Source organism: Roseitalea sp. (assembly GCF_984466335.1).
The window spans coordinates 1-11,126 of the sequence record NZ_CFIFWG010000105.1; the positions used below are offsets into that span (position 1 = coordinate 1).

An 11,126-nucleotide genomic window follows, 5' to 3' on the forward strand; every position below is an offset into this window, starting at 1 on the left:
GGTGCTGTGCGAGCTGGTCGGCGCCGCGGCCGGGCCCTGCGCCCTGTTCGCCATGGGCGTCACGCTGGCGCTGCGCCCGCTCCGGCGCGTGCCGGCGGAAATGGCCCTCATCGTTCCGATCAAGCTGATCGTCCACCCGCTGCTGGCCTATGTGATCGTCTCGTATATCGGCGATTTTCCGCCCGTCTGGGTCTATTCGGCGATGCTGCTCGCCGCGCTGCCAAGCGCCACCAACGTCTATGTCATCGCCCAGCAATACGGCGTCTGGGTGGAGCGCGCCTCGGCCATGGTGCTGCTGACGACGGTCGGGTCCGTCGCCACGGTCACCTTCCTGCTCTATCTGACGACCAACTCCATCCTGCCGCCCGATCTTTTCTGACCGTTCCGGGCCTGCGGCCGAACGTTTCGGCGATCGCTCCGAGCCCGCCGCCCGGCTCGATCCCCTCGCGCATCACCAGCCCGCGCAGCGGCGCGATGTGCCTCAGCACCGAAAGGAAAGCGGCCCGGCCCATCTGCACGGGCAGGACATCGGTCAGGAGCGACCGGTTCAGCAGGTCGACGCCGCCCGTGCGGGTGTAGACGTCGGCGCGCCGGCGCAGATCGTAGCGCCGCGCGACCGCGGCCGCGCCGGGGTCCCCGCCCGCCTTGGCGAGCACGGCGGCAAGATCGGCGACATCGCGAAACCCCAGATTGAGACCCTGCGCGCCGATCGGCGGGAAGGCGTGCGCCGCCTGGCCGACCAGCATCACCCGCGCCTTGCCGAACGCATGCGCCACAAGGCTCGAAAGCGGCCAGCTCTGCGGCGCGGTGACGTTGGTGACCTTGCCCAGCGTCGCGTGCAGATTGTCCTCGATGGCGCGCGCCAGGGCGTCCGGCGTCATCGCCATGACCGCCTCCACCCGCTCGGGACGCATGACCCAGACGAGGCTCGACCGGTTGCCGGGCAGCGGGACCTGCGTGAACGGCCCTTCCTGCGTGTGGAACTCGGTCGAGGTGAATTCGTGGTGGCGGTCGTGATCGAAGGCGAGCACGAGGGCCGTCTGCGGATAGGCCCATCTCCGCTCGCTTATATCGGCCGCCCGGCGCACGAGCGAGTTGACGCCGTCGGCGCCGACCGCGAGCCTGACCTCGAACGCATCGCCATTGGACAGGGTGGCGAAGGCCGCATCCTCGTTGAAGGCGATGGCCGAGACCATCGCATCGACCACCGTGATCAGGCCGTTCGCCCGGACCGCCCCGTCGAGCGCGGCGTTGAGCGCGCGGTTGGGAATGTTGAAGCCGAACTGCTCGAAGCCGGCCTCCGCCGCCCGGAAGCTGACGGTCGGGGCGCGGAACAGCCGGTCTGTCGCATCGACGATGCGCAGGACCTTGAGCGGGGCGGCCGCACCGGCGCAAGCCTCGAACGCGCCATAGTCGCGCAGCATGGCGATGGCCGGCCGCATCAGCGCCGTTGTGCGCGCGTCATCGTCCAGATGGGTTCCCCCGGGCGCGGCGAGCACGGTCCGGTAGCCGCACGCGGCCGCTTCAAGCGCGGCGGCCATGCCGGTCGATCCGGCGCCGGAGACCAGGATATCGGCGGGCGTGGTCATGAGGGCAGGCTCCCGTGATCGCGTTGCGGGACAGTTGGCGCGGCGGACAGCCCCTGTCCAGTCGCCTTTTGCCGCAGGTCGACGCACGGTGGCCGGCGCGACGATGGGGAGATCTCGCGCGCGGCGATTTTTGGCGTTGCGCTGTCCGGCCAAGCGCGCCTACGCTTTGCCGGACAGCGCAACCAACGGGCCCCCATGGACGAGACCGCATCCGCAACGCCGGCGCCACCGCTCCTGGCGGTGGACGGCATCACCAAGCGCTTCGGCGCGCTGACGGCCAACGATGCGGTCGATCTCGACATCGTCGGCGGCGAGATCCATGCCCTTCTTGGCGAGAACGGCGCCGGCAAGTCGACGCTGGTCAAGATGCTGTTCGGTTCGCTCAAGCCCGATGGCGGCCGCATATTGTGGAAGGGCGAGCCGGTCGAGATCCCCAATCCGTCCGCCGCAAGAAGGCTCGGCATCGGCATGGTCTTCCAGCACTTTTCGCTGTTCGATTCGCTCACGGTGGCCGAGAACGTCGCCCTGTCGCTCGAAGGGGGCGCGCCGCTGCCAGCGGTGGCCGACCAGGCGCGCCGGCTGGGCGGCGTCTATGGCCTGGCCCTCAATCCCGAGGCGCTGGCCGGCGACCTGTCGGTCGGCGAGCGCCAGCGGGTCGAGATCGTCCGCTGCCTGTTGCAGAAGCCCGATCTGATCATCCTCGACGAACCGACCTCGGTCCTGACGCCGCAGGAGGCCGAGCGCCTGTTCGCAACGCTCCAAACCCTCAGGAGCGAGGGCAAGGCGATCCTCTATATCTCGCACAAGCTGGAGGAGGTGAAGCGCCTTTGCGACCGCGCCACCGTGCTGCGCCACGGCAAGGTGGTCGCCCGTTGCGATCCGCGCCGGCAGACCGCCGGGCGCCTTGCGGCGATGATGGTCGGCGCCGAGGTCGAGGCGGTGCGCCGCAGCGCCTCCGACCATGACGCGGCGATGGCCGGCGGAACGGCCGTCCTGCGCGTGCGCGCGCTCGACCAGCCCCCGCTGGGGCCGTTCTCGACGCCGCTGCGCGGCATCCGACTTGAGGTTCGCGCGGGCGAGGTGTTCGGCATCGCCGGCGTCGCCGGCAACGGCCAGTCGGAACTGTTCGAGGCGCTTTCGGGCGAGCGGCTCCAGGACGATCCCGATGCGGTGTCCATCGCCGGCACGCCGGCGGGCCGGCTCGGGCCGAATGCGCGCCGGCGCCTTGGCGCGGCGTTCGCGCCCGAGGAGCGCTTCGGCCACGCCGCCGTCGCGACGATGCCGCTCACCGAGAACATCCTTTTGAGCCGCCATGCGTCCGATGCCAGCGCCTACCAGTCGGGCGGCCGGGTCGGCATGTTGCGCCGTTCCGCGCTCGGCCGGACCCTGGCGCGCGTGGTCGAAGCCATGGACGTGCGCAAATCGGGCGACAATCCCGACGCCGGCACGCTGTCGGGCGGCAATCTGCAAAAGCTCATCCTGGGCCGGGAATTCGACCGCCGGCCGCAGCTCTTCATCGTAAGCCAGCCCACATGGGGCGTCGATGCGGGAGCGGCAGCGCGCATCCGCCAGGCCTTGATGGACGCTGCGAGCGCCGGCGCGGGCGCGCTGGTCATCAGCCAGGATCTGGACGAACTGCTCGAAATCTGCGATCGCATCGCCGTCATCCACGACGGCGAGATCTCCGCCCCGCTCGACGCGCGCACCGTCACGCGCGAGCGGCTCGGCCTTCTGATGGGCGGCGCCGCGCCCGAAAAGCACCACGGGGTCGCCGCATGACGCGCATCGAGCTTGAGCGGCGGCGGCAGCACTCTGCGTTCTTCTCCATCGTCTCGCCCTTCATCGCCGTCGCGGTCACCGCCGCGATCGGCGCGGCCATGTTCGCCATGATGGGCAAGCCGCCGGTCGAGGGGCTTTATGCCTATTTCGTCGAGCCGCTGACCGAGGTCTGGTCGCTGCACGAACTGATCATCAAGGCGACGCCCCTGATCCTGATCGCGGTCGGCCTGTCGGTCTGCTTTGTGTCCAACAACTGGAACATCGGCGCCGAGGGCCAGTTCGTCATGGGCGCGATCGCCGGCTCGATGCTGCCGGTGCTCTATCCCGACATCAAGGGGCCGCTCGTGCTGCCGCTCATGCTGGCGATGGGCGTGGCCGGCGGGGCGGCCTGGGCGACGATCCCCGCCTTTCTCAAGGCGCGCTTCGGCACCAACGAGATCCTGTCCTCGCTGATGCTCGTCTATGTCGCCCAGCTCTTTCTCGACTGGATCGTGCGCGGCCCCTGGCGCAATCCCGAGGGCTTCAACTTTCCCGAGACGCGCTCCTTTCACGCCGATGCGGTCCTGCCGGAGATCATGGCCGCCTCGGGGCGGGCGCATTACGGGTTCGCCCTGGCGCTGCTGGCCGCGCTGGTCGTCTGGTTCATGCTGGCGCACACGCTCAAGGGCTATGAGGTGCGCGTTCTGGGCGCCAGCGCGCGCGCGGGACGCTTTGCCGGCTTTTCGGCCGGGCGCATGGTTTTCTTCGCCTTCATCGTGTCGGGCGCGCTGGCCGGGCTCGCCGGCATCGTCGAGGTGTCGGGCGCGATCGGCGAGCTCCGGCCGACGATCTCGCCGGGATACGGCTTCACCGCGATCATCGTCGCCTTTCTGGGGCGCCTGAACCCGCTGGGCATCGTCGCGGCCGGCCTGATCGTGGCGTTGTCCTATCTGGGCGGAGAGGCGGCGCAGATATCGCTCGGCATTTCCGACAAGGTCGCCAGCGTGTTCCAGGGCGTGCTGCTGTTCTGCGTGCTCGCCTGCGACACGCTGGTTCGCTACCATGTCCGCATCGTCCGTCCGCGACCGGCCGGCGCGCGCGGACCCGGAACCGCCGGGAGCGGGCTGGAGGCCATCCGATGAGCCCCGACGTGATCCAGGCCATCCTTGTGACGGTCGCGACCGCGGCGACGCCGCTTCTGATCGCGGCCATGGGCGAACTGGTGGTCGAGCGCTCGGGCGTGCTCAATCTGGGCGTCGAGGGGATGATGATCATCGGCGCGGTGACCGGCTTCGGCGCCGCGCAGGTCACCGGCTCGCCCTGGGCCGGGGTGCTGGCGGGCATCGTCTGCGGCGCCTTGTTCTCCTTGCCCTTCGCCGTCCTGACGCTGACGCTCGCCACCAACCAGGTGGCCACCGGCCTGTCATTGACGCTTTTGGGGCTGGGGATCGCCGGCATGGTCGGCGAGCGGTTCGTCGGCCTGCCCGGCGTGCGGCTCGAAGCGGTCCAGGTGCCGGTCCTGGGCGACCTGCCGCTGGTCGGCCGATTGCTGTTCGGCCAGGACCCCATCTTCTACATGTCGGTCGCCCTTGCGGTCGGCGTGTGGTGGTTCATCTTCCGCACCCGCGCCGGGCTGACCCTGCGCGCGGTCGGCGACAGCCATGCCTCGGCCCATGCGCAGGGCATCGACGTGATCGGCGTGCGCTATCTGGCGGTGATGTTCGGCGGCGCCTGCGCGGGTCTGGCGGGCGCGCACCTGTCGCTCGTCTACATCCCGCAATGGGTCGAGGGCATGACCGCCGGTCGCGGCTGGATCGCGCTGGCGCTGGTCGTGTTCGCCTCCTGGCTGCCCTGGCGCGTGGTGATCGGCGCCTATCTGTTCGGCGCGGTGACCATCGCCCAGTTCCACGTGCAGGCCCAGGGCGTCGCCATCCCCTCGCAGCTTCTGTCGGCCTTGCCCTATCTGGCGACGATCATCGTTCTTGTCTTGATTTCATCGAACAGACGGATGACGATGCGCAACACGCCGGCATCGCTGGGCCAGCCATTTGTCCCCGATCGCTAGCGCGACAAGGAACCATCACGACGGGCAGGGTGCAGGGGCGCCCTTGTCTTCGGTCACGCGTTTCGGGGAAAGGCGACAATGAACAAATATGCGACTTCACTGCTGGCGGCGGCGGCCGTCCTTGCCGCAACGGGCGCCGCGCAGGCGGCCGACGCAAAGGCTTGCTGGGTCTATGTCGGGCCGATCGGCGACTATGGCTGGTCCTATCAGCACCATCAGGGCCTTTTGGCCGTCGAGGAGGCTTTCGCGGGCCGCGTCGAGACGGCCTATCTGGAGAGCGTTTCGGAAGGCGCGGACGCCGAGCGCGCCATCGAGCGCTTCGCGCGCTCGGGCTGCGACATCATCTTCACCACCTCGTTCGGCTTCATGGACGCGACCAACGAGATCGCCGCGCGGTTCCCGGACGTGAAGTTCGAGCACGCCACCGGCTACAAGCGCGATTCGCCGAACGTTTCGACCTACAACTCCAAATTCTACCAGGGCCGCTACGTGCTCGGACAGATCGCGGCCAGCGTGTCCGAGGCGGGTGTCGCCGGCTATATCGCCTCCTTCCCGATTCCCGAGGTGGTGCGCGGCATCAACGCGTTCATGCTCGGCGCGCAGTCCGTCGATCCCGACTTCGAGGTCAAGGTCGTCTGGGTGAACACCTGGTTCGATCCCGGCAGGGAATCGGACGCCGCCAAGGCGCTGGTCGACCAGGGCGTCGACATCATGGTGCAGCACACCGATTCGACGGCGCCCATGCAGGTGGCCGGGGAGCGCGGCATCAAGGCGTTCGGCCAGGCCTCGGACATGCACGCCTTCGGCGAGCGGACCCAGCTCACCTCGATCATCGACGACTGGGCCTCCTACTATATCGAGCGCGTCGGCGCGGTGCTCGACGGCACCTGGGAGCAAGTCGACGTCTGGGGCGGCATGCAGGAAGGCCACGTCATCATGGCGCCCTACTGGAACATGCCCTACGAGGTCGCCGCGATGGCCAACATGACCGAAACGCGGATCATGGTCGGCGATTTCGAACCCTTCACGGGACCGATCAGCAAGCAGGACGGCACGCCCTGGCTGGCCGAGGGCGAGCGTGCCACCGAAGAGGCCCTGCTCGGCATGAATTTCTACATCGAGGGGGTGGACGACCAGCTTCCCCAGTAACCGGTTTCACCGGTCATTGGAGTGGCAAGTCATTGGAGGGGCAAGTCATGGGACGGGCCCGGCCGTCGCCACGCGCGCAGCGCCGCGCTCGGCCCGTGCACGCCGGACGATCAGCGCAAACAGCGCAAGCGGGATCAGCGGCGCGAGCGGCACCTCGGACGCCATCATGGCGAGCAGCGCGCAGGGCGCCAGGAAGACCGCCGCCATCGCCGTCTTCTCCCAGGCCAGGAAACCGTCGTCGAGGCCGCGCCGGGCCATGAAGGCGAGGGCGGGCGCGAGGATGAACAGGTCGTAACTGAGCCCGAACGGCGTTGCGATCAGCGCCCCGGTCAAAACGAGCGCGCTGCGCGTGCCGTGCGCGAGGCGGCTTGCCGGCAACCAGGCACGGACGGTGATCACGGCCACCGCCAGCGCGACGGCCGCGTGCGCCGCCATCGCAGCGCCGTCACCGAGGCCCGCAAGGCGCAAGGCCGCGTAGATGGAGATCATCTTCTGCCAGCCGACCCAGCCGAGCGTCAGCGTTCGCATGGCGGCTTCGCCCTGCGCCAGGAACGCCTGCCAGGCCGCGATGCCGAACAGGCCCGCGGACGCCGCAACGAGCGCGGCCAGGGTCAGGCCGGCCGCGCCGATCGCGCGCCACTGGCCGGCGGCCAGCAGGGCCAGCGGCACCAGAAGGCCGAGTTGCGGCTTGAAGGTGAGCAGGCCGAAGGCGATGCCCGCCAGCACCGGCCGATGCGGCAGCAGCGCCAGCGCGGCGCCGAACAGGGCAGCGCTCAGGAACGCGTTCTGGCCGTGCGCGACGGTCAGAAACGCGGCCGGAAAGGCCAGTGCCAGAAGGGCGGTCCGCCAGCCGCCGCCGGCGATCCGCCAAAGCGCCCAGAGGGCGAAGATAAAGGTCGTGCCCGTCCAGGCGATCAGCGCCGCATGATAGGGCAGGAGGCCGAACGGCGCCATGTAGGCCAGATAGTGCGGCGGATAGTAGAAGGCGAAATAGCCCGACGAGGGGAAAAGCGCCGCCTGCGCCGGCTCGAACAGGGCCCGGTCGTAGGGCACGAGCGGATTGCCGGCGAGCGCTTCGCGCCCGGCCGTCCAGTAGGAGACGAAATCGCTGCCGAAGGGTGAGCCGTTCGGCAGAAGACCGTCATTGCTCCACAGAACGAAGCCGGTGGCGGCGACGGTCAGCGCGAGCATGATCGCGGGATAGGCGGCGATCCGGTCACCGGTGATCCAGGAGCCCCTGGAGAGGCCGGTCCATATGTCTGCCATGGTGCGGGCCCGCCCGATCGGCGCCGTCCGGCCGGACGGCGCGCAGATCCAGCTAAGGCCGCCGCGCTGAAGATTGGGTTAAGCGTACCGGTCGCGCCATACGCCGCTTGCCCGATCGCGCGCTGTTCGGCTATCGCTCCCAGCATGTGTTGAAGGAAAGGATCGAGCCCGATGAAACTGCTTCGCCACGGCGCGCCGAACGCCGAAAAGCCCGGACTTTTGGACAAACAGGGGCGCGCGCGCGATCTGTCGGCCCATGTTCCGGACATTGCCGGCGCGGCCCTGACGCCCGAGGGCCTGTCGGCGCTCGCCGCGATCGATCCGGCGGGCCTGCCCCTGGTCGATGAGGGCACGCGCATCGGCCCGTGTGTCGGCGCCGTCGGCAAGTTCATCTGCATCGGCCTGAACTATTCGGACCATGCGGCCGAAACGGGAATGCCGGTTCCCCAGGAGCCGATCGTCTTCTTCAAGGCGACGTCGGCCATCTGCGGGCCGAACGACGAGGTGCTGATCCCGCGCGGTTCGCAGAAGACCGACTGGGAGGTGGAGCTTGGCGTGGTGATCGGCGCAGAGGCGCGCTATGTCGACGAGGCCGACGCGCTCGACCACGTCGCCGGCTATTGCGTGATCAACGATATCTCCGAGCGCGACTTCCAGATCAATCGCGGCGGGCAATGGGTCAAGGGCAAGTCGGCCGACACGTTCGGTCCGATCGGCCCCTGGCTGGTCACGCGCGACGAGGTCGCCGACCCGCAGAGCCTGGCGATGTGGCTCGACGTCGACGGACATCGCTACCAGGACGGCTCCACCGCCACCATGGTGTTCGGCGTCGCCCATCTGGTCAGCTATGTCAGCCGGTTCATGAGCCTTCAGCCCGGCGACATCATTTCGACCGGCACGCCGCCCGGCGTCGGCATGGGGCAGAAGCCGGAAGTCTTCCTTGAAGCGGGCCAGACGATGCGCCTTGGCATTGAGGGGCTGGGCGAGCAGGCCCAGCGGGTCGGCCAGGCGTGAGGAGAGTTGCGGCCGGCGCCGCTTGACCGGTTCGGCAAGGCTGCCTACGATTCAAGACGTGACCCGCGCGAGTGCTGCCCCATGACCCACAAGGCGACCAAGATCGTCATCATCACCGAGAAGCTGATCTTCGACGGCGTCGCCGCGATCATCGACGAGGCCGGCGCCAGCGGCTACACGGCCGTGGCCGCCGGCGGCAAGGGCAGCCGGGGCATCCGCGCGTCCGGCCGGCCGGCCGTGGTGGACGCGTTCGCCAACGTCAAGATCGAGGTGATCACCGCCTCGCGCGAAATGGCCGAACAGATCGCCGACACGGTCGCCGAGCGCTATTTCGCGAACTATTCGGGCATCACCTATCTCGAAGAGGTCGAGATCCTGCGTCCGCACAAGTTCTGAACGGCGGCGCGGCTCCCGTCACATCCCGAAGACGGCCTGCGCCAGCGCGATATAGAGCGGGATCCCCACGGCGATCGCCACCGGCGTTCCGATCGAGGTGGACGAGCCGATATAGGCCGAGGGGTTGGCCGTCGGAATTGCGGCACGCAGCGTGGGCGGGCCGGAAATGTCCGAACTCGAACCCGCCATCACCGCCAGCAGGACCACGCCGCCGGGGCTGAAGCCCGTCAGCACATGCGCGACGTAGCCAAGGCCGAATGCGATCAGGCCGTGGGCGAGGGGGGCGACGACCGCATAGACCGCATACCAGTGGGCCACCTTGCGCAATTCGTTCAGCCGCGCATAGGCCTCCATGCCCATGATCAGCATGAGAACCGAAAGAAAGCCGCGGAACAGGGGATCGTAGAATCCCTCGAAGACGCGGCCCGGATTGGTGAACAGCCCCAGCGCCAGCCCGAGCAGAAGCGCCGACAGCGCCGAGCCCTGAAGGCTTTCCTTGACGATCGGCCAGATCGCCACCCTGGTGTCCGCGCCGCTCTTCCGCTTCTTGAGGTAAAGGTTGGCGAGCACGATCGCCAGCACGAGCGCGGGAATGTCCATGAAGGGATAAAGGGCCGGCACCCAGGCTTCGTAGACGACGCCGTCGGCCTCCAGCATCACCATGGCCGCCGCGAGCGTCGAGGCGCTGACGGCGCCGAACAGCCCGGCCGTCGCGATCCCGTCCTCGACACGCACGCCGGGAAGGCGGGCCAGCGTATATCGGCCGATCAGGACGACGCCGCAGCCGATCATGACCGCGATCAGCCCCGGCAGCAAGATGTCGGCCAGGTTGGCTTGCCTGATCTCCATGCCGCCGTCGATGCCGATGCGCATCAGCAGCATGAAGACGCAGAACTTGTAGATCGCATCGGGGATTTCCAGCTTGCTGCCGAACGCGGCGAGCAGGATGCCGCCGATCAGGAAAGCCAGGGACGGCGATTGGAACTGGGTCAGGAACCGCACCAGAAAATCCAACACCAGATCCATCGTCCCCTGTTCCTCTCGGCTTCGACTTTGGTTCAACCCCGCCGGCCCGTATCGGCCGCGTCGTCGGTGAGGTCAAGTTTTTCCGGGGATGGCCGGTGACGGCGGGCACCGGAAGCCGACGCGCATCGGGCGCGCGACGCTTCTGGGACGTGCGGTGGGGACGTTCGGCCAGGTTTGTCCTGCCTTGCACAGACAGGGCGCCCGTTCGGCCCGCTCTCAGTTTCGGCTGTAGCGGCGCAGGGCCGGACCCGACATGACCATCGCCGAGGGTGCGTCCACGGCCGGCGGCAAGGGTGAATCGGCGGTGCACCGCGCGCAGCCGCAGGCGGCATAGCCCGGCCAGGCCGGCGGTGCCTGGTTCGTCCAGGAGCCCAGCCAGCCGCCGCTGTTGGCGCACAGCGGCTCGCAGATCGCCGGCGCATCGGCGTTCGAGTTCGGCAATGTGGCGCTCTCCAGATCGCAATGGCCCGTGAATGCGCCGCGCACCGCCGCTTCCACCGTGCCGCCGAAATCGTGAAACCCATCGCGGTCCGTCGTCGGCATGGTGACGAGGATGGACTGCTTGCCCGTCAGGACGGCGTTCATCTGGGCGTAGAGCGGGTCCTGCGCGCTCAGCGCGTTAAGGACGCTCGTCCGCGCGGGGAAGAGATAGGACAGATCGCCGGACGGGGGCGCGATCGCGTTTTGCATGACGGTCTGTTGCGTCATCATGTCGGCCAGGGTGAAGGGCAGCGTGCCGCCGCCGTCAAGAAAGGCCGATTTGGCGTTCACGCCCACAACGTCGGCATAGAACATGTTGGGCGCATCGGCATTGTCGCTCCAGGGGAACGCCTTGAGCTTGAGCCGGCTCCGGGTGGCGTCGG

Annotated in this window: 11 protein-coding genes; 7 read left to right on the forward strand and 4 right to left on the reverse strand. The window is 68.6% G+C overall.

Going from position 1 to position 11,126, the window contains the following annotated elements; all coding sequences use genetic code 11:
* On the forward strand, positions 1-379 hold a 379-nt coding region (locus AC5E6L_RS10410), incomplete at its 5' end, for an AEC family transporter (RefSeq protein WP_491773094.1).
* On the opposite strand, the gene AC5E6L_RS10415 is transcribed toward AC5E6L_RS10410, so the two are convergent.
* Complete coding sequence (locus AC5E6L_RS10415) at positions 324-1,589, reverse strand: UbiH/UbiF family hydroxylase (protein ID WP_491773096.1); 1,266 nt, start codon at positions 1,587-1,589, stop codon at positions 324-326. The two genes, AC5E6L_RS10410 and AC5E6L_RS10415, sit on opposite strands and share 56 nt — an antisense overlap.
* A 195-nt stretch (positions 1,590-1,784) precedes the next feature.
* Between AC5E6L_RS10415 and AC5E6L_RS10420 the strand changes: the two genes are divergently transcribed.
* The 4 genes from AC5E6L_RS10420 to AC5E6L_RS10435 all read left to right on the forward strand — a co-directional run bounded on the left by AC5E6L_RS10420 (position 1,785) and on the right by AC5E6L_RS10435 (position 6,561).
* Positions 1,785-3,368 carry an ABC transporter ATP-binding protein gene (locus AC5E6L_RS10420; RefSeq protein ID WP_491773098.1) on the forward strand — a complete coding sequence of 528 codons (1,584 nt, stop codon included), beginning with the start codon at positions 1,785-1,787 and terminating at the stop codon, positions 3,366-3,368.
* Complete coding sequence (locus AC5E6L_RS10425; RefSeq protein ID WP_491773100.1) at positions 3,365-4,489, forward strand: ABC transporter permease; 1,125 nt, start codon at positions 3,365-3,367, stop codon at positions 4,487-4,489. Before AC5E6L_RS10420 ends, AC5E6L_RS10425 begins: the two co-directional genes overlap by 4 nt.
* Complete coding sequence (locus AC5E6L_RS10430; RefSeq protein ID WP_491773102.1) at positions 4,486-5,412, forward strand: ABC transporter permease; 927 nt, start codon at positions 4,486-4,488, stop codon at positions 5,410-5,412. Before AC5E6L_RS10425 ends, AC5E6L_RS10430 begins: the two co-directional genes overlap by 4 nt.
* A gap of 78 nt (positions 5,413-5,490) precedes the next feature.
* The gene (locus AC5E6L_RS10435; protein WP_491229725.1) at positions 5,491-6,561 is read left to right on the forward strand and encodes a BMP family ABC transporter substrate-binding protein; all 1,071 of its coding nucleotides are present in this window, start codon (positions 5,491-5,493) and stop codon (positions 6,559-6,561) included.
* 45 nt (positions 6,562-6,606) lie between these two features.
* Here the strand turns inward: AC5E6L_RS10435 and AC5E6L_RS10440 are convergent, their stop codons facing one another.
* Complete coding sequence (locus AC5E6L_RS10440; RefSeq protein WP_491229726.1) at positions 6,607-7,827, reverse strand: glycosyltransferase family 87 protein; 1,221 nt, start codon at positions 7,825-7,827, stop codon at positions 6,607-6,609.
* Positions 7,828-7,998: 171 nt separating this feature from the next.
* Here AC5E6L_RS10440 and AC5E6L_RS10445 point away from each other — a divergent pair, with 171 nt between their 5' ends.
* Both AC5E6L_RS10445 and AC5E6L_RS10450 read left to right on the forward strand, forming a co-directional pair.
* The gene (locus AC5E6L_RS10445; protein WP_491773104.1) at positions 7,999-8,841 is read left to right on the forward strand and encodes an ureidoglycolate lyase; all 843 of its coding nucleotides are present in this window, start codon (positions 7,999-8,001) and stop codon (positions 8,839-8,841) included.
* Between the two features lie 81 nt (positions 8,842-8,922).
* Positions 8,923-9,237 (forward strand): P-II family nitrogen regulator, encoded by a 315-nt coding sequence (locus AC5E6L_RS10450; protein WP_491229728.1) that lies wholly within the window; start codon positions 8,923-8,925, stop codon positions 9,235-9,237.
* A gap of 18 nt (positions 9,238-9,255) precedes the next feature.
* Here the strand turns inward: AC5E6L_RS10450 and AC5E6L_RS10455 are convergent, their stop codons facing one another.
* Positions 9,256-10,263, reverse strand: a complete 1,008-nt coding sequence (locus tag AC5E6L_RS10455) for a sodium-dependent bicarbonate transport family permease (protein WP_491773106.1) — start codon at positions 10,261-10,263, stop codon at positions 9,256-9,258.
* 216 nt (positions 10,264-10,479) lie between these two features.
* Positions 10,480-11,126, reverse strand: a 647-nt coding sequence (locus AC5E6L_RS10460) for a hypothetical protein (protein ID WP_491773108.1), incomplete at its 5' end; no start/stop codon positions are given.

Coding starts and splice junctions, on each gene's coding strand:
- AC5E6L_RS10440 (WP_491229726.1), bottom strand. CDS start 7,827: ATGGCAGACATATGGACCGGCCTCTCCAGGGGCTCCTGGATCACCGGT.
- AC5E6L_RS10455 (WP_491773106.1), bottom strand. CDS start 10,263: ATGGATCTGGTGTTGGATTTTCTGGTGCGGTTCCTGACCCAGTTCCAA.
- AC5E6L_RS10415 (WP_491773096.1), bottom strand. CDS start 1,589: ATGACCACGCCCGCCGATATCCTGGTCTCCGGCGCCGGATCGACCGGC.
- AC5E6L_RS10420 (WP_491773098.1), top strand. CDS start 1,785: ATGGACGAGACCGCATCCGCAACGCCGGCGCCACCGCTCCTGGCGGTG.
- AC5E6L_RS10445 (WP_491773104.1), top strand. CDS start 7,999: ATGAAACTGCTTCGCCACGGCGCGCCGAACGCCGAAAAGCCCGGACTT.
- AC5E6L_RS10425 (WP_491773100.1), top strand. CDS start 3,365: ATGACGCGCATCGAGCTTGAGCGGCGGCGGCAGCACTCTGCGTTCTTC.
- AC5E6L_RS10450 (WP_491229728.1), top strand. CDS start 8,923: ATGACCCACAAGGCGACCAAGATCGTCATCATCACCGAGAAGCTGATC.
- AC5E6L_RS10435 (WP_491229725.1), top strand. CDS start 5,491: ATGAACAAATATGCGACTTCACTGCTGGCGGCGGCGGCCGTCCTTGCC.
- AC5E6L_RS10430 (WP_491773102.1), top strand. CDS start 4,486: ATGAGCCCCGACGTGATCCAGGCCATCCTTGTGACGGTCGCGACCGCG.